Genomic DNA, 20448 nt, shown 5'->3' on the forward strand with positions numbered 1-20448 from the left:
TCTCTCCCTTAGAACATGCTCAGCATGGTTTGAAACAGCTGATCGGCGGAGCTGATCACCTTGGCGTTGGCCTGGTAGGCCTGCTGGTAGACGATGATGTTCACCCCCTCCTCATCCAGGTTGACCGCACTGACGCTGTCCCGCTCGTTCAACGAGCGGATAAGCTCGCCGTTGGCGGAGTCCGCCTCCAGCTGCGCCTGGCGGCTTTCGATCCCCAGCTGGCCCAAGTACATGGCGTAGGCCTCGTTCAAGGTGGCGTCGCTGCCCAGGGAGCTGAAGGTCAGCTTGGTGTTCTGGAACTCCAGCAGATCCTTGAGGTTCTCGTTGTCACCCGGGGTACCATCCTTACCAAAGGCCAACATCTCGGCAGTGAAGCCGTCGGTGATGGTCAGGGTGCCGGCGGGGTTGGCCGGATCGTAGGTAAACAGGTCCAGGGCCGGGGGGTTGCCGTTCAGGTCGGTGCCCTGGGCCAGGATGGCGTTGAAGCCGTCCGCCATCTGCATCGCCAGTTCGTCGATAAAGTCGCGGCTGGTTTGCCAGCTGTTGTCCCGGTAGTCGAACAGCGCCCCCAGGCTGCCCCCCACATCCTCCCGGATGTCGTAGGTGGTGCCGCCGATGCTGAGGCTCAGCAGGGAGAACTGGGGGTTGTTGGGATCCGGGTAGGCCTCAAACACCGCCGCCGAGGTGCCCAGCACCAGGGGCTGGCCCTTGGGCAGGGTGACGTTGATGGTGCCATCGGCGTTCTCGGTGGTGCGGATGTCCACCATCTCCGACAGCTCCGCCACCGCCTGGTCCCGGGCGTCCAGCAGCTGCGGCGGGATGTCGCCGCTGGCCTGGTGCGCCTGGATCTCCTTGTTCAGTCGCGCCACGTTCTCCAGCCGGGTGTTCACCTCGGTGACCGAGCCTTTGATCTGCTCCTCCACCTGCTTGAGCTGGCTCTCCAGGCTCTGGTTGATGGTGCTGAAACGGCTGGTCAGGGCGCGGGCCTCGTTGAGCACGCTCTGACGGGTGGCGATGTCGTTGGGGCTCTCCATGGCGGCATTAAGCGCGGCAAAGAGGCTGTCCAGCCCCATGGAGATGCTGGCGCCCTTGGAGCCGAACACCTCTTCGGTCTTGCCCAGGTAGGACGCCTTGGTGTTGGAGAAGCCCGCCTGGGTGCTGGAGCGCCACACCTGGGCGGTGAGGTACTGGTCCGCCACCCGGCGCACCCCGTCCACCTGGACGCCGGAGCCGGCCCCCATAAAGCCCCCGGGGCGCGCGCTGACCAGCAGCTGCTGGCGGCTGTAACCCGGGGTGGTGGCGTTAGCGATGTTGTTGGAAGTGATGGCCAGGTGCATCTGGGCGGCGTGCAGCCCAGAGAGGCCATTACCAAGCATGTTCATTACGACTCCTTATCAGCCTGGGGCACCACCAGCGCTGGCTGCATGGCCCGAATGTTGGCCACTTGTGGGGCGCCCTCGTGCCCTTTATGGGCGACCGTGGGGGCCACCGGCTTTAGCGGCTCGGCGTTTTGCGGCCGCAGCTGGCGCACCATCACCTCCGCCAGGCCGATCCCCTGGTGCTGGCTCATGGACTGGGCCAGTTCGGCATCGTAGAAGTCGTGGAACACCCCCCGCTTCTCGCTCAGGGGGCCCTCCTCCTCCTTCAGGGCGTCGGTGGCGGATCGCATCTGCTTGAGCACCGTCTGCAGGAACTGGGTCTCGAACTGGCGGGCCACCTCGCGGATGGCCCCCTCTTCACCGTGCTGCTGTTTGAGCTGGCCGGCGCTGAGGCCCCCCAGCACACTTTGGCTTGCGTCGATTCGGTTCATCAGATCACCACCAGTTCCGCTTCCAGGGCCCCGGCCTCCTCCAGCGCCTGGAGAATCGCCATCAGATCCATGGGGGCCGCCCCCAGGCTGTTCACCGCCCGGACGATCTCATCCAGGCTGGTGCCTTCGGGCCAGACAAACATGTTGGCGCTGCCCTCGTTGATGCTGATTTCGCTGTCCTGGATCACCGCGGTGTCGCCGCCGCCGAAGGCGTTGGGCTGGCTCACCTGCTGGCGCTCGGTGATGGTGACCGTGAGGTTGCCGTGGCTGACCGCGGCCCGCTGCACCCGCACCTCCTGGCCGATCACCACGGTGCCGGTGCGGCTGTTGAACACCACCCGGGGCCGCTGACGGCCGATCTCCACCTCGATCTCCTCCAGCATCGACATGAAGGTCACCCGCTGGCGGGGCTCCAGCGGCGCCTGCACCAGCACCTTGGCGTGGTCCTGGGCGCGGGCCACATCGGGACCGAACAGATCATTGACGCTGCGCTCGATGTTGCGCGCGGTCTTGAAGCTGGGCTGGCGCAGGTTGAGGATGATGTCCGGCAGTTCGGTGAAGTTGGAGGGGATGTCCGCTTCCAGAATCCCGCCGGAGGGGATGAGGCCCACCGTGGGGGTGTTGATGGTCACCGAGCTGCCGTTGCGCCCCTCGGCGCTGACGCCGCCCACCACCAGGTTGCCCTGGGCCACGGCATAGACCTCGCCGTCGATGCCGTGCAGCGGGGTCATCAGCAGGGTGCCGCCGCGCAGGCTCTTGGCGTCGCCGATGGAGGAGACGGTGACGTTCACCGTCTGTCCGGGGCTGGCCAGGGGGGGTACCGTGGCGTGCACCGCCACCGCCGCGACGTTCTTCAGCTTGGGATCGATGCGGTCGTCCAGCTGCACCCCGAACTGCTTGAGCATGTTCACCACCGACTGGCTGGTGAAGCGCACCTGGGATTTGTCGCCGGTGCCGTCCAGCCCCACCACCAGGCCGTAGCCCACCAGTTGGTTCTCACGCACCCCCTGCACATCCACGATGTCCATCAGGAGTCGCGCCTGGGCCGGCAGGGCCGCCACCAGGGTGAACAGGAAAGGGATCAGTCTTCGCATAGCAGGGCCTTAGAAGGGGAAGATGGGATCGTTAAAGAAGCGCATGCCCCAGCCCGGGGCGTTGACGTCCGCCAGGGTGCCGCGACCGCCGTAGCTGATGCGGGCATCGGCGATGCGCTGGGAGGAGATGCGGTTGGCCTGGTCCACGTCCTCGGGACGCACCAGACCCACCAGGCGGATGTACTCGTCCCCCTGGTTCAGCCGCAGCCACTTCTCCCCGCGGATCACCAGTACGCCGTTGGGCAGCACGTTGGCCACGGTCACCGTGATGGCGCCGGAAAGCTGGTTCTGCTGGGAGGAGGAACCGTTACCGGAAAAATCCCTTCCGCCCCCCAACTGTGCCTGGCCGGAGCCGGAGCTGTTGCCGAAGCCATAGGAGCCGGAGCCCTGGAGGCTGGAGTCCTTGGAGGTGCGGGTGTCGGCCTTCTTACTGGCCTGGGTCTTCTCCTCCAGGTCCACCGTGAGGATGTCCCCCACCCGGTAGGCGCGTCGGTCCTGGTACAGGGCCAGGTTGTAGCCCTTACGGTAGAGGCTGCCGTGGCTGGGGCTGGGCAGCGCAAACTCCAGCGCCGGCGGCGCGTACTCCGGGGCGTTGGGGGTTTCCTCCGGCGGCAGGTAGGTGCTGCCGCACCCGGTCAGCACCAGCAGGCACGCCAGCACCAGCACCCAGCTCCAGGCCGTCAGGCGGTGGCAGGAAGGGCTGGGCACCTTGTTATGACTCCGGTCTCTCATCCCAGCCCCCTTAGAGTACCTGGTTGAGGTACTTGAGCATGTCGTCGGTGGAGGAGACCACCTTGGCGTTCATCTCGTAGGCACGCTGGGTGGAGATCATCTCCACCATCTCCTCCACCACGTTGACGTTGGCGCCCTCCAGAGTGCCCTGCTTGAGCTGGCCCAGGGCGCCGTCACCGGGGATCCCCTCGATGGCCACGCCGGAGGCCGCGGTCTCGCGGTAGAGGTTGTTGCCGAAGGCTTCCAGGCCCGCCGGGTTGGTGAAGTTCACCAGGGTCAACTGGCCCAGCTCCTGGGGCTCGGCGTCCCCGGCGATCTGGGCGGTGACGATACCGTCGGTGCCGATGGTCACCGTCAGGGCGTCCTCCGGGATCTCCACCGCGGGCACCATGGGCATCCCCTCGGAGGTGACCATCAGGCCGTCGGCGTTGCGGTAGAACTGGCCGTCACGGGTGTAGGCGAAATCGCCGTTGGGCTGCTCCACCTGGAAGAAGCCCTGGCCCATGATGGCCAGGTCCAGCGGCTGGTTGGTGGTGATGATGTCGCCGGTGGTGAACACCTTCTGGGTGCCGGTGATGCGCACCCCGGTGCCCAGTTGCAGGCCGGAGGGCAGCTCATTCTGCTGGTCGGCCATGGCGCCGGGTTGGCGCTGCGTCTGGTAGAACAGGTCGTTGAAGGAGACCCGGTCGCGCTTGAAGCCGGTGGTGTTCACGTTCGCCAGGTTGTTGGCGATGGTGGTCATCTTGGTGTCTTGGGCGGTCAGGCCGGTTTTGCTGACCCAAAGTGCAGATTGCATGTGATTTCTCTTCCTTAACTGTCACGCAGCAGACGGTTACCCGACTGCGCCAGGGTTTCAGCGCTCTTCATCAGCTTGACCTGAAGCTCAAACTGACGGGACAGGGACATGGAGGCGAGCAGCTCCTCGATGGCGGTGACGTTACTGCCCTCCAGGAAACCGGAGGCCAGCTTGACCTCCTCGTCCTGGGGCGCCACCGCACCGTTGTCCAGGCGCATCAGGCCGTCGGTGCCCTTCACCAGCTGGTTGGCCTCGGGGTTGACCAGCTTGAGCTGGCCCACCTCCTCAATCAGGCCCCCCTCGGCGGGCAGCAGGCTCAGGGTGCCGTCCTCGCCGATGGTCAGCTCCCGGTACTCCGGCAACTGGATGGGGCCGTCCAGCCCCAGCACCGCGCGGCCGTCGATGGTGACGAAGCCGTCGGCGTCCAGCACCATGCCACCGGCACGGGTGTAGGCCTCGCCCTCCGGGGTCTGGACCGTCAGCCAGCCGTCCCCCTGGATGGCCACATCCAGGGTCCGGCCGGTGTTGTTGAGCTCACCGGCCCGCAGGTTGGCGCCGGACTGCTGGGTCTGGGCCAGCACCCGGGTCTGCAGACCCGAGCCGCCCAACTGGTGGGCCTGAACCCGCTCCAGATCGGCGCGGAAGCCATTGGTGTTGACGTTGGCCAGGTTGTTGGCCCGGATGGTCTGGGCTTCCATCACCCGGCTGGCGCCACTGGCGGCGGTGTAGAGCAGTTTGTCCATGGTTGCTCCCTAGCCTCAGATCGCCGCGAACAGCGCCTGGGTCAGCTTGTCCTGAGTGCTGATCACCTTGGCGTTGGACTGGTAGTTGCGCTGGGCGGTCATCAGGTTGACCAGCTCACCGGTCAAATCGACGTTGGAGCCCTCGATGGCCCCGGCGGTCAGGGTGCCCATGGTGCCGGTGCCGGCGGCGCCGATCACCGCCTGACCGGAGGCGTAACTGGCGGTCCAGGCGGTGTTACCGATCTGCTGCAGGCCGTTGGGGTTGGGGAAGTTGGCCAGGATCACCTGGCCCTGGAGCTGGTCCTGGCCGTTGGTGTAAACGCCGTAGAGCATGCCGTTGTCGTCCACCCGGATCCCGGACAGCTCACCGGAGCTGTAGCCGTCCTGGCGCATGCTGGCCACGGAGAAGTCGGAGCCGAACTGGGTGGTGCCGTTAAAGGAGAGGGCGATGTCCAGGGCCGCGGCCCCGCCGAGGATGGCGTTGCCATCGGCGTCCACCAGGTTATCGGGGATGTTGAGCGTGAGGTCCTGACCGGAGACCAGGGCACCGTTCTGATCGAAAGTGATGGAGGTGCCGGAGGCGTACTGGGTGACGTCCACCCCGTCCATCTCGTAGCGCACCTCCCAGGTGTTGTCCGCGGTCTTCATGTAGTACTGGGTCAGGTTGTGCTCGTTCCCCAGGGAGTCGTAGATCTTGGTGGAGTTCAGCGCGTGGTAGGTGGAGGCGTCCGATGGGTCAAAGTCGGCCGGGTCTACCGGGGTGTTGCTGGAGTCCAGGTTCAGAACCAGGCCCATGTCGGTGGTGGACTTGGCCGGCAGGGAGCCGTTGTAGATCTGCAGGTCGGAGACCGAGCCGGTCAGCAGCTGACCGTTGGGGCCCACCGGGTAGCCCTGCAGCACGCCGCCGTGGGCATCGACGATGTAGCCGTCTTTATCCTGGGCGAACATGCCGGAGCGGGTGTAGGTGGTGGTGCCCTGGTTGTTGGTCATGAAAAAGCCGTTGCCCTGGATGGCCATGTCCAGCTGACGGCCGGTGTACATGACATCACCACCGGTGTTGAAGTTCTGGGAGACGTTGGCCACCCCCACCCCGCCGGGTTGGCCGCCGGCGTAGATGGAGGCGAACTCGGTGCGGGAGCCGCGGAAACCGGGGGTGGAGACGTTGGCGATGTTGTTGGAGATGGTGTTCAGGTCCTGGCTGGTGGTGCGCAGGCCGGACAGGGCGATGTTGTAAGACATGGGATCAGTCCTCTTTGGCCTTAGGCCATTTCACGAATGTCGAAAATGGATACCGCGCCCAGGCCGTTGCCCAGCTCCAGCATCATGTAACCGGTGGCGGAGTTGATGTGCACCTTGTTGACGGTGGCCGCCACCATGGTCAGGGCCTCGCCGCTCTCGCCGCCCGCCTCGGTCTTGGCGGTCAGCTGGTACTCACCCGGGGGCAGGCCCAGCTCTTCCGGATCCAGCACGAAGTCCACTTCCCCCTCGCCCTGGCTGCCCTTCTCCAGGGTGGCCACCACGTTGCCGTTCTCGTCGGTGACCTCCAGGGTCAGCGACTCGACGGCGTTCTCCAGGTAGATCTTGCCGTTCACCGCCTCGGTGCCCAGCTCAATGCTGTCGGCGTCCACCAGCACTTCGCGGCCGATGAGGTTGGTGGTGCCCAGCACCTGCAGGTTCTCCATCAGGATCGCCTGGTTCTGCTGACCCATGCGCAGGTACTCCAGGCTCTCCACCTGGGAGAACTGGGCCAGCTGAGTCACGTACTCGGTGCCGTCCAGGGGATTGAGCGGATCCTGGTTCTGGATCTGCGCCACCATCAGGGTGAGAAACTCGTTTTTCAGCGCAAAGGGGTCGTTGGGGTTGGTGCCGCCGTTTTGCGCCACCGGCTCGTTGCTGGTGGTGGGCTGGGCGCCATCAAGGGCGATGGGGTTCATCTTAGATACCTCCTAACTTCAGCAGGCTCTGCTGCATGGAGCGGGCCCGGGACATGATGTCGACACTGGTCTCGAAGGCGCGGGTGGCGGCCATCATGTCGGCCATCTCCTGGACGGTGTTGACGTTGGAATAGGTGACGTAGCCCTGATCGTTGGCCATGGGGTGGTCCGGCTCGTAGCGGCTCTCCAGGGGCGCATCGGACTGCACCAGGCCAGCGATGTTGACGTTGGCGCTCATGCCGCCGGCATTGGACTGTTCGTACAGGGTCTGGAACACCGGCTTGAGGGCGCGATAGGCGCTGGCCTCATCCGGGGCCGCCGCTTCGGCGTTGGCCAGGTTACTGGCCACGGTGTTCAGCCGGATGCTCTGGGCATTCATGGCCGAACCGGCGATCTGGTAGATATCAACAAAGGACATGGTTAACGGCCCTCAATGGCCTTTTGCAGGCCCTGAATCTTCATGTTGAGAAAGGTCAGACTGGTCTGGAAGTCCATGGCGTTCTGCGAAAAGCGCGCCTGTTCCTGGCCCAGCTCCACGGTGTTGCCATCGGCGGAGGTCTGGTGGGGTACCCGGTAGGCGTGCTGGTAGTTGCGATCCGCCCCCTGGCCGCGCTCCAGCTGGGTCATCAGCTTGGAGAAGTCCAGGTCCCGGGCCAGGTAGCCGGGGGTTTCTGCGTTGGCCAGGTTGCCGGCCAGCACCTTGGACCGCTCCACCCGGAAATCCAGGGTGTGACCATGGACCCCCAGGGCGGCGTCGAGATTAATTGCCATGATGACTCCTTCTTCACTTGTCTCGGCTCGATGGCAGTGCCACCATAGTGGGCGGCGACAAGGTGCAAACAAGAAGCGTGCCAAGGTTTTTAATTCTTTTATTTCATACACTTAGGCCATGCCAATCCGAAAAACAGGAACCCGACTTTCCGCCCTTTTTCCCCTTCTTCTGGGCCTGACTTCCCCCCTGTCAGCTCAGCCGGAAGCCGGCGCCGATGCCCAGGTGCGTCGCCACCTGAGCCTGACGTTGGAGCGGGAGCTCGTGGCCTGGAGCCAGCGGGCCGGCGTGACGCTCAGCGCCCGCCAGGTGGTGGTGCGCCCCACCTCAGGCCTGGCCAGCCAGACCCCCTGCCCCACGCCGCCGGTCATCGCCCCGGCCTCGACCCAATCCCTGCCGGTGGGCCACCTGCAACGCCAGGTGAGCTGCCCGGCCCTGGGCTGGCGCTATTTTGTGCGGGCCAAGGTCAGTGCCACCGCCGAGCTGCCGGTGGCCCGCCATCGCCTGCCCCGGGATCACCGCATCAGCGCCGGCGATCTTGCCCGCGCCCCCAAGGAGCTCAGCGCCACCAGCCAGGATTGGGTGTTTGACCGCGAGCGACTGATTGGCCAGGCGGTGCGCCGCGCCATCCGCGCGGACCAGCCGATCCGGCACAGCCAACTGGCGCCGCCCAACCTGGTGAACCTGGGGGATGAGGTGGTGATCGAAGCCAGCAGTGGCGGATTTTCGGCGGTGATGAGAGGGGTGGCCCTGGACTCGGGGGGAGAGGGGGACAGCATACGGGTGCGTAACCTAAGCTCCGGCAAGGTGATCACCGCCTATCCGGTGGCCGAAGGAAAAGTGCAAACGCGGTTTTAGTTTGACGCCATCGGGGTCGCTTTTTTGACAGTGACAAAGTTTTAACTCGATGAGCAGCGAGCCAAGGTTATGGAAATCAACAAACTTTCAGCCAACTACCCCACCAACTTGAGTGCGGAGAAGAAACCCGTCGCGCCGGCAGAAGCCCGCCCGGTCAGCCCCCAAGCCAGCAAAGAGAGCATCAGCGGCGATTGGCAGCTGCTGGAGCAGGCGGAGCAGGAGCTGGCAACCATTGACGAGGTGGACATGGATAAGGTCAACGCCCTGCGCGCCGCCCTGTCCGAAGGTCGCTTCGATCTCAACCTGGCCGATCTGGCCCAATCCATGCTGGAGCAACACGGCTAAATGAGCAGTAAACGGGAAGTCCTGCAGCAACTGGTGCGCGAGATCCGTCTCGACATCGAAGATTACCAGCAGCTGCGGGCCCTGCTGCGCCACCAGCGCGAGCTGTTGCAGCGCCGCGACCAACAGGCCCTCAACCTGCACAACCCCCGGGTGGACGCCCTGTGTCAGAAACTGCAGAACCGGGCCGGCCGACGCAGCGGCGCCCTGACCCAGCTTGGGGTCAGCGCCGACGCCAAGGGGATGCAGCGGCTGATCGCCGCCCTGGGCCCCCAGGCCCGTCAACCGGTCAGCGGCCTGTGGCACCACCTTCAGCAGCTGGTGCGTGACTGCCAGGGGGAGAACGAGATCAACGGCAAACTGCTCGCCGGACAGAAAGAGCTGCTCGACCGAGTGCTCAGCGCCGGCCAGGCCGAGACCGCCGTCAAGGACTACGGCGAACTGGCCAACGATTGAATCACCCGGGGCCCGGTCGGGCCCCGAATGCCCTCTCCCCCTATGGCTTCACCCTTGGCTGAGCTGACTGAGCAGTTTCTGGCTTAACCGCTTCAGCTCGGTCAGCTCCTCCACCGACAGATCCACCCGGCAGGCTAATTTGGCCGGCACCTGCCCCATCTTCACCTTCAATGCCCGACCCGCCTCGGTCAGGCTGATCTCCCGCACCCGCTCGTCACTCTCCGAACGTTGGCGCACCACCAGCGCTTTGGCCTCCAGGCGTTTGAGCAGCGGCGTCAGGGTGCCGGAGTCCAGGTGCAGCTCCTCCCCCAGGGTCTTCACGTTCACCCGTTGGCGCTCCCAAAGCACCATCATCACGATGTACTGCAGGTAGGTCAGGTCAAACTCCGCCAGCAGGGGGCGATAGGCCCGGGTCACTGCATTCGCGGCGCTGTAAAGGGGAAAGCAGATCTGGTTGTCCAGCTGCAGGGGATCTTGGGGGGCATCGACCGTCACGATGGGCTCCATCGGAAAAACATTGTGCACAATTTACTTGCTCCCGGCCGGTCCCGCCAATTAATATTGTGCACAATCTAATTGTCATCTACCTAATGTGCTCATTCCCTGACCAAACTGAAAAAGGAGCGTTTCATGTTCGAGACCTACGCTGTCGCCTTTGCCGGAGTCTGGCTGGCCCTGCTGACCATGCTGCTGCAACATCTCATCGCCATCGGCGCCCACCGCAAGCAGGCGCAGTACGTGCCCGGGGTGGTGGATGCCCAGCTGGGTCACGACTCTTTCGTGTTTCGCAGCCACCGCACCTACCAGAACTCCCTGGCCAACACGCCGCTGATGCTGGCCACCGCCCTGCTGGCCATGGTGTTTGAACTCAGCCCCACCCTGGTGGCGGCCAGCGTCTGGGTATACGCCCTGGCCCGCATCGCCCACATGGTGCTCTATTACGCCATCGCCACCGAGCGCAACCCCAGCCCCCGCAGCTACTTCTTTGTGTTGGGCACCCTGGCCAACCTAGTGCTGATGCTGGCCATCCCCGTCGCCTGGCTGTAATGCCGACTCCGGCCCAGACGCCTCCGGTTTGGCGTTTGGGCCAACGAATGCCCCGCCTCCTCGACGCGGGGCGCTGCCCTTGTTCGGCCCGCCAAAACACCTGCTTACACTCTTACGGGCCCGCGATGTCCCCTGGATGATCTTTGCTCAACCATCTGTGCGTAGAATCGGGTTAAGTCGAGGATTGCACTGGCTTATCAAGACGGTGCAAGCCCCAAGGCCTCGACCCATTCCACCCGATTGGATCACCTTGAAAGCGAGAGACGCGATGGCCGATGTGAACAAACTGCTGGGATCGCTGCTGGGCAGCAGCGCAGCGAAGGGCTTTGCCGGAGGACTGGCGGGCGGCGTCGCCGGCAACCTGCTGATGAGCAAATCCGGTCGTAAGATGGGCAAGAAGGCCCTCAAAGTGGGCGGCATTGCCGCCGTCGGGGCCCTGGCCTACACCGCCTATCAGCGCTACAGCAACTCGGCCAGCGCCAACGGCGCCGAAGCCCCGCAGGGCGGTCACGCCTCCGGCGCCAACGCGGCCACCACCCCGTCCCCCTACCCCAATGAGTCCGCTGCCCTCAGCCAGCAGCGCGGCGAGCTGATCCCCGCCCCGGAAGGCTCGGCGTTTCTGCCGGCCGAGAACGATGCCGCGGCCAACGAAGCGTTGGGGATGACGCTGATCCGCGCCATGATCGCGGCGGCGCGCTGTGACGGGCGACTGGATGCCCAGGAGAGCCAGGCAATTTTCCAGCGCATCGAGATGCTGGAGCTGGACCCGGCCAGCAAGAACCTGCTGATCCAGGAGATGGGCCAGCCGGTGGACATGGACGCCATCGTCAACAGCGCCACCTGCCCCGAGGTGGCCGCCGAGATCTACGCCGCCTCGGTGTTGGCCATCGACGTGGACACCACCGCGGAGCGGGCCTACCTGGGCATGCTGGCCGCCCGGCTGCAGCTGCCCCCGGGGTTGGCCAACGAGCTGGAGGCGGAGATCCAGGCCCAGCGCGCCTGAGTCATTCGGCCCTAAAGCGCACCATAACGAGTTCGAGTCAATCGCCCTCGGGTGATTGACTTTTTATGTTAACGAATGAAGATAAACGGGTTTTAGATTCATGACGATGACACAAGGAAGAAGAAAAACGATGAAGCGTTCCCTGATAGCCATGGCCCTGGCGGCCGCCACGGTGGCCGGGTGTGGCACCTCCACCGCCCCCAATGCCGAGCAGCAAGCTCCCGAACAACAAGCCACCCAGGTGGCCGGCCAGCCGGAGCTCGGCAGCTTCGGCGTCGATCTCAGCGCCCGCGATCTGTCGGTGCGCCCCGGCGACGACTTTTTCGCCTACGCCAGCGGCAGCTGGTACGACACCTTCGAGATGCCCGCCGACAAGACCCGCTACGGCGCCTTCGACTCCCTGGCCGAGCGCAGTGAGAAGCAGGTCAAGGCGATCATCGACGACATCCTCACCCGCGACGACCTGAACGACGAAGAGCAGTTGATCGCCGATTTCTACCGCGCCTACATGGACACCGAGACCATCAACGCCGCGGGCCTCGCCCCCATCCAGGGCACCCTGGACCAGATCCGCGCCATCGACTCCACCGACACGCTCACCACGGTGTTCGGTGAAGCCTGGCTGACCGGCGCGGCCAGCCCCATCGCCGGCAGCATGTGGTTCGACCGTCTGGATCCCAACCGCTACGAGATGTCCGTGGGGGCCACCGGATTAGGCCTGCCTGATCGCTCCTACTACCTGGAGGAGGGTGAGCGCTTCGCCAAGATCCGCGACGCCTACCGCGCCCACATCGTCGAGGTGCTGGGCTTTGCCGGCATCGAGAACGCCGACTCCCGGGCCGATGCCATCCTGGCGCTGGAAACCAAGATGGCCGAAGCCCAGTGGCCCCGTGAGAAGCGCCGTAACCGCGATCTCACCCTCAACCAGATCAAGCGCACCGAACTGGCGTCTGAGTACCCCGGCTTCGACTGGGACCGCTTTTTCGCCCCCTCCGGCTACAAGCTGCCCCAGCTGAACATGGCCCACCCGGAGCCCATCAAGGGGATGATCAGCCTGGTGAACAGCGAGTCGCTGGCGGTGTGGCAGGATTACCTGGTGTTCCACACCATCACCAACAACGCCAGTCTGCTGTCGGAGGAGATCTACGCCGCCAACTTCGCCTTCTTCGGTCAGACCCTGAGCGGCCAGGCGGAGCCCCGCCCGCGCTGGAAGCGCGCCGTGGCGCAGATGTCCGGCACCCAGTCTCTGGGCTTCGCCATCGGCAAGCTCTACGTGGCCGAGCACTTCCCCGAGTCCTCCAAGCAGCAGATGTCCGAGCTGGTGGAGAACCTGCGCACCGCCCTGGGCAAGCGCATCGACAACCTGGACTGGATGAGCGAGGAGACCAAGGCCAACGCCCGGGCCAAGCTGGCCGCCTTCAACCCCAAGATCGGCTACCCGGACGTGTGGCAGGAGTTTGATGGCCTGGAGCTGTCCGACGACGACCTGGTGGGCAACGTGCAGGCCCTGCGCCGCTTCTTCAACGCCGACAGCGTCGCCAAGGAGCTGGAGAAGACCGACCGCAACCGCTGGGGCATGACGCCGCAACGGGTCAACGCCTACTACAACAGCTCATTCAACGAGATCGTCTTCCCCGCCGCCATCCTGCAGCCCCCCTTCTTTGACCCCAACGCCGATCCGGCGGTGAACTACGGCGCCATCGGTGCGGTGATCGGTCACGAGATGGGCCACGGCTTCGACGACCAGGGCTCCAAGTCCGACGCCAACGGGATCCAGCGCAACTGGTGGACCGACGCCGACCGCGCCGCCTTCGAAGCCAAGACCGACGAGCTGGCCGCCCAGTACAGCAAGTACGAGCCGATCCCCAACAACTTCGTCAACGGCCGCAACAGCCTGGGCGAGAACATCGGCGACGTGGGGGGCATCGCCATGGCCTACGAGGCCTACCAGCTGAGCCTGAACGGCAAAGAAGCACCGGTGATCGACGGCGTGACCGGCGACCAGCGCTTCTTCCTGGCCTGGGCCCAGATCTGGCGTGAGAAGCGCACCGAGCAGAGCATGCTCAACCAGCTGCGGGCCGGTACCCACGCCCCGGGTCGCTACCGCAGCCTGGCCCCGCGCAACCACGACGCCTGGTACACCGCCTTCGACGTGCAGCCCGGCGACAAGCTCTACATCGCCGAGGAGGACCGGATCCGCATCTGGTAAGCCGTGAGCCTCTGAACAAAACGCCACCCTCCCGGGTGGCGTTTTTTATTCTTGCTCGTCACTCAGCGATGTCGGCCGCTGGCCCTTATTGGACTCTCACCAGAGCCAAAGCCGCTTCACGGCAGGGGAATGAACTCGGTCTCGTCGCCGGGCACCTTGGCAAAGCGCCCCGCCTGCCAGTCCGCCTTGGCCTGCGCGATGCGCTCTGGCCGACTGGAGACGAAGTTCCACTCCATGTGGCGGTGCGACAGCGCCTCTCCCCCCACCAGGGCCACCAGGCTGTCCTGCTGGGCGCTCAGGGTGACGGTGCGCTCAGCGGCCAGCACCGCCATCTGGGTGTCGCTCAGGGCCGTTTGGCCCAGGGTGACCGCCCCCGAAACCAGGTAGAGCGCCCGCTCAGGGGCCGCCGGCAGGGTCAGGCGCTGGCCCGCCTTCAGCCGGGCCTCCAGGTAGAGGGTCTGGGCGTAGGTTTTCACCGGCGAGGTGACCCCGTAGGCCTGGCCCATGATCACCCTTACCGGCACCCCTTCCACCTCCACCTGGGGCACCTGGGCCCCCGGGTAGTGGTAAAAGGCCGGGTCCGTCTCCTCATCCGCCTCCGGCAGGGCCAGCCACAGTTGCAGTCCGTGGAGAGCGTGGGGCTCGGCGGTCACCTCCGGGCGCTCCCGCTCCGAATGGACGATGCCGCGCCCGGCCACCATCAGGTTGACGTCGCCGGGACGGATGGGCTGCAGGCTGCCCAGGGAGTCGCGATGGAGGATCTCCCCCTCGAACAGGTAGGTGACGGTGCACAGGTTAATGTGGGGGTGGGGTCGGACATTGACCCCCTGGCCGGCGGGAAACTGCGCGGGCCCCATGTGATCGAAGAACACCCAGGGGCCCACCCGACGCTGCTGGGCCGAGGGCAACAGGCGACGGACGGAGAAGCCCCCCAGATCCCGCCCCTTGGGTTCGAGCACCAGGCGCACCGAGTCGCACTCCGGGTGCATCTGGCATTGGGGGCATCGCAGTTCGGGTGATAGCTCATCGGGGGCTCCTTGCGTCGGACCGGCTCGCGAATGTCGTCCTCAGTATGGCCGATTTGGCGGTAATGATGACACCCAAAATAGTGCGAGAGACTGCACGGTGAGCCGATAAAATCCCAACAAAAAGGGCCGCTTGGCGACCCTTTTTGTTTTGAGGTGGACGCGGTCAGATCCGCTTGGCACGGCTGGCCATCTCGTCCATCTGTTTCTGCTCCTGGCGGCGCTGGGTGGTCTGCCGGCGCTTGCGCTTCTCCCCCTCCAACCAGACCAGTCCCTGGCGGCGGCCCAGCTGGTGACGCCACTGGCCCTCCAGGGCCGCCAAGTCGGCGCTGGCCACCGCCTGCTGGCGCTGGCACTGGTCCACCAGGGGACGCAACTGACTGGCCATCTGGCTGCGGTTGGCCAGCAGCAGGGCGTGGTCCTGGCAGCCACTGCCGCTGTAGTCGGCGATCAGGGCCTTGAGCTGCCCCTCCCGCTGCTGCAGCCGGCTCAGGCGTTGTTGGCGGTCGCTGCGCTGCTGGCCCAGGGCCACCAGGCGTTTCTCCTGCTGCGCCCGCAACAGGGCGATGGGATCAGCCACGGTCGATCTCCTCCATCAGCTGCGCCAGTTGCTCGCGGCTGCTTTGATAATCCTGGGCCTGGTGCATCCCCTGACGCAGAAACTCGGCGATGCGGGGCTGCACCTGTACGGCCCGGTCGAGCTCCGCATCCTGGCCCGGTTGGTAACCGCCCAAAGGCAGCAGCTCCCGCACCTCGGCGAAGCGAGCGTTCAAATGGCGCAGGCGCTGCATGGCGCCCTGCCCCGCCTCGTCCACCAACTGGGCCACCAGGCGCGAGGCGGAGGCGTTGACGTCGATGGCCGGGTAGTGACCCTGCTCGGCCAGGGCGCGGGAGAGGATGATGTGACCGTCGAGGATCGCCCGGGCGGCGTCGGCCACCGGGTCATTCTGGTCGTCCCCCTCCACCAGCACGGTGTAGAGGGCAGTCAGGCTGCCCTGCCCCCCTTCGCCGTTGCCCGCCTGCTCCACCAGGGAGGGCAGTTGGGTGAAGGCCGAGGGCGGATAGCCCCGGGTGGCCGGCGGCTCACCCAGGCTCAGGGCCACCTCCCGCTGAGCCTGGGCGTAGCGGGTCAGGGAGTCCACCAGCATCAGCACATCGTGGCCCTGATCCCGGTAGCCGGCGGCGATGCGGTGACACAGGCGCATCGCCCGCAGACGCATCAGCGCGGTGGCGTCCGCCGGAGCCACCACCACCACGGCCCGCTCGCGCCCCTCGGCGCCCAGGGCCTGGTCGATGAACTCGCGCACCTCGCGGCCCCGCTCCCCCACCAGCCCCACCACCACGATGTCGGCCTGGGTGAAGCGGGTCATCATCCCCAGCAGCACAGACTTGCCCACCCCGGAGCCGGCAAAGAGCCCCAGGCGCTGGCCCTTGCCCACCGGCAGCAGGCTGTTGATGGCCCGCACCCCCACATCCAGGGGCTCATCGATGGGGCGACGCAGCAGGGGGTTGGGGGTGACGGGGCGGTGGGACTGGTAGGCCACCCGGGTCAGGGGGCCCTGACCGTCGATGGGCTCGCCACAGCCGTCCACCACCCGGCCCAGCAGACCCGGGCCCACCGGGAAGGGGGCGGCGCCCTTGAGGGGCTGAACCCGGGCGCCGGGCACCAGGCCGTCGGTGGGGGTCACCGGCATCAGGCAGAGGGTGTCGCGGTGAAACCCCACCACCTCCGCTTCCACCATGGTGCCGTCACGACGCTCCACCAGGCAGCGCTCACCGGTGCCCAGATCGCAGCCCACCGCCTCCAGCAGCAGCCCGGTGACGCGCACCAGGCGGCCGTAGATCCGGGCAACGGGAACCTGGGGCCAATCAGCGATGACCGTCAGACTGCTCACCGGCTTCTCCTGCGCTCGGGTTCTCCTCCATGGCGTCCAGGCGGGCCCGGACCTGGGTCATGCAGGCGTCCAGCCGCGCTTCAACCGACGCGTCGGCGTCCAGGGCGTCGGACACCACCCGGCAACCGCCGGCGCTGATGCTGGGATCCGGCACCAAAGTCCAGTCCTGGATGCGGTCCGGCGCCAGCTCCTTGAGCCGCTCGCAGGCGCTGGGCTCCAGGTGGATCTTCACCCCCTCCTGGCCATCAGGCAGGGCCTTCAGGGTCTCCTCCACCAGGCTCAGCACCTGCTGGGGTTGCAGGGTCAGCTCACAGCGGATCACCTGCTGGGCCACCCGCTGCACCAACTCCAGAATGAGCTCCTGCTGCTGGCGCACCTGGGACTGATAGCCCTCCTCCAGCACCGCCTTGAGTGCCTTGACCGGCACCAGGGCCTCGTCCAGCTCAGACCGGGCCTGGGTCTTGGCCCCGGTCAGGCCCTCCTGGCGGCCCTGGGCAAACCCCTGCTCCTGGCCACTGGCCTGGCCCTGGGCCAGTCCCTCGTCGTAGCCGGCCTGGTGGCCCTGTTGCTGGCCCTCTTTGTAGCCGCGGTCGAACCCCTCCTGGTAGCCCTGCCAGCTGTCCCCCTCTTCGCTGGGGCCTTTCTCACCCTCCAGCGGCAGCGGGGTAAAGCGGTAGGGGCGGGCTCGAGCGCCGTCCAAGCGCCAACGGTTGTTCTGATTCATCACTCCACCACCAACTCTTCGTACAACTGCAGCTCGATCTCACCGGCCGTCATCAGATCGCGGGCGATGCGCATTACCTCGCTGCGGGCAGCATCCGCCCGGGACAGGGGCACGGGGCCCAGGGCGCCTACCTGGGTTTCCAGGGCCTGGGCCATGCGCTTGGGCAGGGCCGAGAGCAGACGCCGTTTGAACTCGCTGTCCAGCCCCTTCATCGCCAGGGCCAGCACGTCCTGGGGCACCTCCTGCAGCAGCAGCTGCAGGGTGTCGTCGTTTTGACGGGCCAGGATGATGAAGTCGAACATGTTCTCCTCCACCTCCACCGCCAGGGTGCGATCGTGCAGCTTGATCATCTCCATCAGCTGGCTGCGGTCGCCGTCGAAGCGGTTGAGGATCCCGGCCACCTGGCGCACCCCGGTCACCCGGGTGTGGCTGCGTTCGTTGGCCACCGCCAGGCAGCGGTCCACCAGTTGCTTGAGCTCCTCGATCACCTCCCGGTCCAGCTCGCCCAGCTGGGCGATGCGCACCAGCAGTTCGTCGTGGCTGGACTCCGGCAGGCGCTGCAGTACCAGCGAGGCGGCCTCCGGCGGCAGCAGGCCCAGCAGCACCGCCTGGAGCTGGGGGTGCTCCGGGGCGATCTGGCGGGCCAGCAGGGCCGGCTCCACCCACTCCAGGCGCTGGACCAGGGTCTTGACCTCGTCGCCGTAGATGGAGTCCAGCAGGCCCTTGGCCAGCTTGTCCCCCAGCGCCAGATCCAGGGTGCGCTGCAGGAAGCCGCGGCTGGCCCGGGCGATCCCCGCCTGGTCGCTGTAGTCACTGAAAAAGCGTTGCAGCACGCCCTCGGCGTCGTCCTGACGGACGTTGGAGAGCCGGGCCATCACCTGGCTGACCTGCTGCACCTGCAGGCTGTTCATGTGGGACAGCACCTTGGCCGCCCCCTCTTCGCCCATGCTCACCAGCAGCATGGCCGCCTGCTCCACCCCGCCCAGCTGGGGGGCGTTCTCTTGATTAGTCGCGCTCATGGTTGCCCATCCACTGTGTGATCACTTCGGCGACGCGCGCCGGCTCTTCGTTGGCCAACAGACCCAGGTGCTCAAGCTGCACCGACAGGGCGGAGCCCGGCGGCGGCAACTCCGGCACCGCCGGGGTCGGGACGCTCTCCTGCACCGGCAGCAGGGCGGCCTCGGTGGCCTCGGCGTGGGCCATCTCCTGCTCCACGGTGCGGGTCAGGTGTTTCACCAGCGGCCGCAGCACGAAGAGGATGAGCCCCAGTCCCAGGAAGGCGCCGATCAGGTAACGCAGGTAGATCTGGTACTCCTGGGTCTGCCACCAGGGCAGCGGCTCCAGCTCCGGCACCGGCTGGGCGGCGAATGGGAAGGCGTGCAGGCTCAGGGTGTCGCCCCGGGCGGCCTCGAAGCCGATGGCGTCCTGGACCAGCTGGGAGAGCTGGTCCAGTTGCGCCTGCTCCCAGGCGCCCATCTCGCTGTTGAGCAGCACCGACACAGACAGGCGCTCAAGCTGAGCCTGCTGGAACTTGGTGTGGCGCACCGAGCGGCTGGTCTCGAAATGGCGCTCACTCTCGGTGGAGAGGTTCTGGCCCGGCTCGGCGTCCTCCGCCGGGTCCCCCTCGGTGGCCGGCGGCTGGTTGGCCAGTGCACCGGGGATCCCGAAGGCCAGATCGGCGGAGCGGGAGTCCGAGCGGCTGGCTTCGCGCAGCACCACGGTGTTCTCCGGATCAACCTGCTCGCGGGTCTCCTCCACCTGATCGAAATTGACCCGGGCCGCCACCTGCACCCGGTAGTTGCCGTAGCCCAGGATCGGCAGCAGCATGTCGCTGGCGCGCTGACTGAGGGCCTGCTCCATCTGCTGGCTGTAGGTCAGCTGACGCTCACCGGAGCGGCTCATGTCCTGGGCCAGCTCCAGATCGGCGCTCAGCAGCCGGCCGTTCTGATCCACCACGGAGACGTCGTTGGCGGGCATGCCGGTGACCGAACCGGAAACCAGGTTGACGATCGCCTCCACCTGGTCGCGGCCCAGCTCGGCGCCGGAGTAGAGTTCCAGCATCACCGCCGCGGAGGGCAGCTCCGGCTGCTGGCGGATAAAGAGGGTCCGCTTGGGGATCGCCAGGTGCACCCGGGCGCTGCGCACCGCCTTCATCGCCATGATGGTGCGGGACAGCTCCCCCTCCAGGCCAAGCCGGTAGCGGGTCTCCTCCAGAAACTGACTGCTGCCCAAGGCGCCGGCCTTGTCCAGCAGCTCCATCCCCGCCGGCATCTTGGCGCGGATCCCACGGGCCGCCAGGGTCATGCGGGCGCGGCCGAGTTGGTCCTCCAGTACCAGGATCTGGCCGTTGTCGGCCTGCATCCGGTAGGGGATCTTCTCCGCTTCCAGCACCTCGATGATCTCGGCGCTGTCAAAGCCCTCCTGGCTGCCGTACAGGGGGCGGTAGCCGCGGCTGGCGGTCCACAGCACCAGGACAATCACCGTGGCCACCACGGTGGCCATCACGGCGATCACCAGCACCTGGCGATCGCTGCGGCTGGCCCCCTGCCAGCGGCTCCAGAGCCCCTTGAATCGGCTCATCAAACCACCCTCGTTGGGCGGCGTCATGCTCTCTGCGGTTGCAGTCGTCATCACTTTGTTTCCTTACAACGGCATCTTCATGACGTCATCGAATGCCGTCACCAGTTTGTTTCGCACCTGCACCAGGGCACTGAAGGTCAGGCTGGCCTTCTGGGACGCCACCATGGCCCCCACCAGGTCATCGCTGCGGCCCAGGTCTACGTCGGTGCGCATCCGGTCCGCCCGCGCCTGATCGGCGTTGATGGCATTGACCTTGTGGCTCATCAGCTCAGTAAAGGAGGGCCCGTTCAGGATCCGGTTTTCCTGGCCATCCAGGGGATTGGGACCGATGGCAATCTCGCCGGCCGCCCGCTCCCGGTTGAGCTGCAGGCTCTCCTGCAAACGGGCCTGGCTGAGGGCGATTGAGTTAGACATGAAAGACTCCATCTTTA

At 66.1% G+C, this 20448-nt stretch carries 24 protein-coding genes; 6 read left to right on the forward strand and 18 right to left on the reverse strand.

Features of this window, described 5'->3' with window-relative positions; translation table 11 throughout:
* Positions 1-8 precede the first annotated feature (8 nt).
* Genes flgK through KUV81_RS07620 form a run of 10 tightly spaced genes read right to left on the reverse strand, consistent with a single transcriptional unit; the run spans position 9 to position 7880 of the window.
* Complete coding sequence (gene flgK / locus KUV81_RS07575; RefSeq protein WP_222543211.1) at positions 9-1382, reverse strand: flagellar hook-associated protein FlgK; 1374 nt, start codon at positions 1380-1382, stop codon at positions 9-11.
* Positions 1382-1810, reverse strand: a complete 429-nt coding sequence (locus tag KUV81_RS07580) for a rod-binding protein (RefSeq protein ID WP_222543212.1) — start codon at positions 1808-1810, stop codon at positions 1382-1384. Before KUV81_RS07580 ends, flgK begins: the two co-directional genes overlap by 1 nt.
* Positions 1810-2904 (reverse strand): flagellar basal body P-ring protein FlgI, encoded by a 1095-nt coding sequence (locus tag KUV81_RS07585; protein ID WP_222543213.1) that lies wholly within the window; start codon positions 2902-2904, stop codon positions 1810-1812. The genes KUV81_RS07580 and KUV81_RS07585 overlap by 1 nt, the downstream gene beginning before the upstream one ends.
* A gap of 9 nt (positions 2905-2913) precedes the next feature.
* Entirely contained in the window at positions 2914-3636 is a 723-nt protein-coding gene (gene flgH, locus KUV81_RS07590) for a flagellar basal body L-ring protein FlgH (RefSeq protein WP_261389220.1), read from the reverse strand.
* Positions 3637-3646: 10 nt separating this feature from the next.
* Positions 3647-4432 carry a flagellar basal-body rod protein FlgG gene (flgG, locus tag KUV81_RS07595; protein ID WP_222543214.1) on the reverse strand — a complete coding sequence of 262 codons (786 nt, stop codon included), beginning with the start codon at positions 4430-4432 and terminating at the stop codon, positions 3647-3649.
* A 14-nt stretch (positions 4433-4446) separates the two neighbouring features.
* Entirely contained in the window at positions 4447-5175 is a 729-nt protein-coding gene (gene flgF, locus KUV81_RS07600; RefSeq protein WP_222543215.1) for a flagellar basal-body rod protein FlgF, read from the reverse strand.
* Positions 5176-5190: 15 nt separating this feature from the next.
* Complete coding sequence (gene flgE, locus KUV81_RS07605; RefSeq protein ID WP_222543216.1) at positions 5191-6414, reverse strand: flagellar hook protein FlgE; 1224 nt, start codon at positions 6412-6414, stop codon at positions 5191-5193.
* A gap of 20 nt (positions 6415-6434) precedes the next feature.
* On the reverse strand, positions 6435-7109 hold the full coding sequence (locus KUV81_RS07610; RefSeq protein ID WP_222543217.1) for a flagellar hook capping FlgD N-terminal domain-containing protein: 675 nt from the start codon (positions 7107-7109) through the stop codon (positions 6435-6437).
* 1 nt (position 7110) lies between these two features.
* A complete protein-coding gene (gene flgC, locus KUV81_RS07615) occupies positions 7111-7527 on the reverse strand; it encodes a flagellar basal body rod protein FlgC (RefSeq protein ID WP_222543218.1) in 417 nt (138 codons plus the stop codon).
* 2 nt (positions 7528-7529) lie between these two features.
* Positions 7530-7880, reverse strand: a complete 351-nt coding sequence (locus tag KUV81_RS07620) for a flagellar basal body rod protein FlgB (RefSeq protein ID WP_222543219.1) — start codon at positions 7878-7880, stop codon at positions 7530-7532.
* Positions 7881-8103: 223 nt separating this feature from the next.
* Here KUV81_RS07620 and flgA point away from each other — a divergent pair, with 223 nt between their 5' ends.
* The 3 genes from flgA (at position 8104) to KUV81_RS07635 (ending at position 9534) form a co-directional block, all read left to right on the forward strand.
* Entirely contained in the window at positions 8104-8736 is a 633-nt protein-coding gene (flgA, locus tag KUV81_RS07625) for a flagellar basal body P-ring formation chaperone FlgA (RefSeq protein ID WP_222543220.1), read from the forward strand.
* 69 nt (positions 8737-8805) lie between these two features.
* Positions 8806-9081: a flagellar biosynthesis anti-sigma factor FlgM gene (gene flgM / locus KUV81_RS07630; protein WP_222543221.1), complete on the forward strand. Its 276-nt coding sequence runs from the start codon at positions 8806-8808 to the stop codon at positions 9079-9081.
* The gene (locus tag KUV81_RS07635; protein WP_222543222.1) at positions 9082-9534 is read left to right on the forward strand and encodes a flagellar protein FlgN; all 453 of its coding nucleotides are present in this window, start codon (positions 9082-9084) and stop codon (positions 9532-9534) included. It abuts the gene before it with no gap.
* A 48-nt stretch (positions 9535-9582) separates the two neighbouring features.
* On the opposite strand, the gene KUV81_RS07640 is transcribed toward KUV81_RS07635, so the two are convergent.
* Complete coding sequence (locus KUV81_RS07640) at positions 9583-10041, reverse strand: MarR family transcriptional regulator (protein ID WP_222543223.1); 459 nt, start codon at positions 10039-10041, stop codon at positions 9583-9585.
* A gap of 123 nt (positions 10042-10164) precedes the next feature.
* Here KUV81_RS07640 and KUV81_RS07645 point away from each other — a divergent pair, with 123 nt between their 5' ends.
* The 3 genes from KUV81_RS07645 to KUV81_RS07655 all read left to right on the forward strand — a co-directional run bounded on the left by KUV81_RS07645 (position 10165) and on the right by KUV81_RS07655 (position 13793).
* On the forward strand, positions 10165-10581 hold the full coding sequence (locus tag KUV81_RS07645; protein ID WP_222543224.1) for an MAPEG family protein: 417 nt from the start codon (positions 10165-10167) through the stop codon (positions 10579-10581).
* Positions 10582-10849: 268 nt separating this feature from the next.
* The gene (locus KUV81_RS07650) at positions 10850-11584 is read left to right on the forward strand and encodes a tellurite resistance TerB family protein (RefSeq protein WP_222543225.1); all 735 of its coding nucleotides are present in this window, start codon (positions 10850-10852) and stop codon (positions 11582-11584) included.
* A gap of 130 nt (positions 11585-11714) precedes the next feature.
* On the forward strand, positions 11715-13793 hold the full coding sequence (locus tag KUV81_RS07655; protein WP_222543226.1) for a M13 family metallopeptidase: 2079 nt from the start codon (positions 11715-11717) through the stop codon (positions 13791-13793).
* A 116-nt stretch (positions 13794-13909) separates the two neighbouring features.
* Here KUV81_RS07655 and KUV81_RS07660 read toward each other — a convergent pair whose 3' ends face one another.
* The 7 genes from KUV81_RS07660 to fliE all read right to left on the reverse strand — a co-directional run bounded on the left by KUV81_RS07660 (position 13910) and on the right by fliE (position 20431).
* Entirely contained in the window at positions 13910-14782 is an 873-nt protein-coding gene (locus KUV81_RS07660) for a pirin family protein (RefSeq protein ID WP_222543227.1), read from the reverse strand.
* Between the two features lie 202 nt (positions 14783-14984).
* A complete protein-coding gene (locus tag KUV81_RS07665) occupies positions 14985-15398 on the reverse strand; it encodes a flagellar FliJ family protein (RefSeq protein WP_222543228.1) in 414 nt (137 codons plus the stop codon).
* Positions 15391-16713: a FliI/YscN family ATPase gene (locus KUV81_RS07670; RefSeq protein ID WP_222543229.1), complete on the reverse strand. Its 1323-nt coding sequence runs from the start codon at positions 16711-16713 to the stop codon at positions 15391-15393. Before KUV81_RS07670 ends, KUV81_RS07665 begins: the two co-directional genes overlap by 8 nt.
* Positions 16688-17437, reverse strand: coding sequence for a flagellar assembly protein FliH (gene fliH, locus KUV81_RS07675; RefSeq protein ID WP_222543230.1), 750 nt, complete (start codon positions 17435-17437; stop codon positions 16688-16690). The genes KUV81_RS07670 and fliH overlap by 26 nt, the downstream gene beginning before the upstream one ends.
* A complete protein-coding gene (locus KUV81_RS07680) occupies positions 17437-18456 on the reverse strand; it encodes a FliG C-terminal domain-containing protein (protein WP_222543231.1) in 1020 nt (339 codons plus the stop codon). The genes fliH and KUV81_RS07680 overlap by 1 nt, the downstream gene beginning before the upstream one ends.
* Positions 18443-20068 (reverse strand): flagellar basal-body MS-ring/collar protein FliF, encoded by a 1626-nt coding sequence (gene fliF / locus KUV81_RS07685; protein ID WP_222543232.1) that lies wholly within the window; start codon positions 20066-20068, stop codon positions 18443-18445. Before fliF ends, KUV81_RS07680 begins: the two co-directional genes overlap by 14 nt.
* 12 nt (positions 20069-20080) lie before the next feature.
* Entirely contained in the window at positions 20081-20431 is a 351-nt protein-coding gene (fliE, locus tag KUV81_RS07690; protein WP_222543233.1) for a flagellar hook-basal body complex protein FliE, read from the reverse strand.
* Between the last annotated feature and the right edge of the window lie 17 nt (positions 20432-20448).

This window comes from Ferrimonas balearica (assembly GCF_019802085.1).
GTDB classification, from domain to species: Bacteria; Pseudomonadota; Gammaproteobacteria; order Enterobacterales; family Shewanellaceae; genus Ferrimonas; species Ferrimonas balearica_B.

What these genes read in the sequence shown, in the direction of transcription:
- flgK (WP_222543211.1), bottom strand. Translation starts at nt 1,382, where the DNA reads ATGAACATGCTTGGTAATGGCCTCTCTGGGCTGCACGCCGCCCAGATG.
- KUV81_RS07580 (WP_222543212.1), bottom strand. Translation starts at nt 1,810, where the DNA reads ATGAACCGAATCGACGCAAGCCAAAGTGTGCTGGGGGGCCTCAGCGCC.
- KUV81_RS07585 (WP_222543213.1), bottom strand. Translation starts at nt 2,904, where the DNA reads ATGCGAAGACTGATCCCTTTCCTGTTCACCCTGGTGGCGGCCCTGCCG.
- flgH (WP_261389220.1), bottom strand. Translation starts at nt 3,636, where the DNA reads ATGAGAGACCGGAGTCATAACAAGGTGCCCAGCCCTTCCTGCCACCGC.
- flgG (WP_222543214.1), bottom strand. Translation starts at nt 4,432, where the DNA reads ATGCAATCTGCACTTTGGGTCAGCAAAACCGGCCTGACCGCCCAAGAC.
- flgF (WP_222543215.1), bottom strand. Translation starts at nt 5,175, where the DNA reads ATGGACAAACTGCTCTACACCGCCGCCAGTGGCGCCAGCCGGGTGATG.
- flgE (WP_222543216.1), bottom strand. Translation starts at nt 6,414, where the DNA reads ATGTCTTACAACATCGCCCTGTCCGGCCTGCGCACCACCAGCCAGGAC.
- KUV81_RS07610 (WP_222543217.1), bottom strand. Translation starts at nt 7,109, where the DNA reads ATGAACCCCATCGCCCTTGATGGCGCCCAGCCCACCACCAGCAACGAG.
- flgC (WP_222543218.1), bottom strand. Translation starts at nt 7,527, where the DNA reads ATGTCCTTTGTTGATATCTACCAGATCGCCGGTTCGGCCATGAATGCC.
- KUV81_RS07620 (WP_222543219.1), bottom strand. Translation starts at nt 7,880, where the DNA reads ATGGCAATTAATCTCGACGCCGCCCTGGGGGTCCATGGTCACACCCTG.
- flgM (WP_222543221.1), top strand. Translation starts at nt 8,806, where the DNA reads ATGGAAATCAACAAACTTTCAGCCAACTACCCCACCAACTTGAGTGCG.
- KUV81_RS07635 (WP_222543222.1), top strand. Translation starts at nt 9,082, where the DNA reads ATGAGCAGTAAACGGGAAGTCCTGCAGCAACTGGTGCGCGAGATCCGT.
- KUV81_RS07640 (WP_222543223.1), bottom strand. Translation starts at nt 10,041, where the DNA reads ATGGAGCCCATCGTGACGGTCGATGCCCCCCAAGATCCCCTGCAGCTG.
- KUV81_RS07645 (WP_222543224.1), top strand. Translation starts at nt 10,165, where the DNA reads ATGTTCGAGACCTACGCTGTCGCCTTTGCCGGAGTCTGGCTGGCCCTG.
- KUV81_RS07650 (WP_222543225.1), top strand. Translation starts at nt 10,850, where the DNA reads ATGGCCGATGTGAACAAACTGCTGGGATCGCTGCTGGGCAGCAGCGCA.
- KUV81_RS07655 (WP_222543226.1), top strand. Translation starts at nt 11,715, where the DNA reads ATGAAGCGTTCCCTGATAGCCATGGCCCTGGCGGCCGCCACGGTGGCC.
- KUV81_RS07660 (WP_222543227.1), bottom strand. Translation starts at nt 14,782, where the DNA reads ATGCACCCGGAGTGCGACTCGGTGCGCCTGGTGCTCGAACCCAAGGGG.
- fliH (WP_222543230.1), bottom strand. Translation starts at nt 17,437, where the DNA reads ATGAATCAGAACAACCGTTGGCGCTTGGACGGCGCTCGAGCCCGCCCC.
- KUV81_RS07680 (WP_222543231.1), bottom strand. Translation starts at nt 18,456, where the DNA reads ATGAGCGCGACTAATCAAGAGAACGCCCCCCAGCTGGGCGGGGTGGAG.
- fliF (WP_222543232.1), bottom strand. Translation starts at nt 20,068, where the DNA reads ATGACGACTGCAACCGCAGAGAGCATGACGCCGCCCAACGAGGGTGGT.
- fliE (WP_222543233.1), bottom strand. Translation starts at nt 20,431, where the DNA reads ATGTCTAACTCAATCGCCCTCAGCCAGGCCCGTTTGCAGGAGAGCCTG.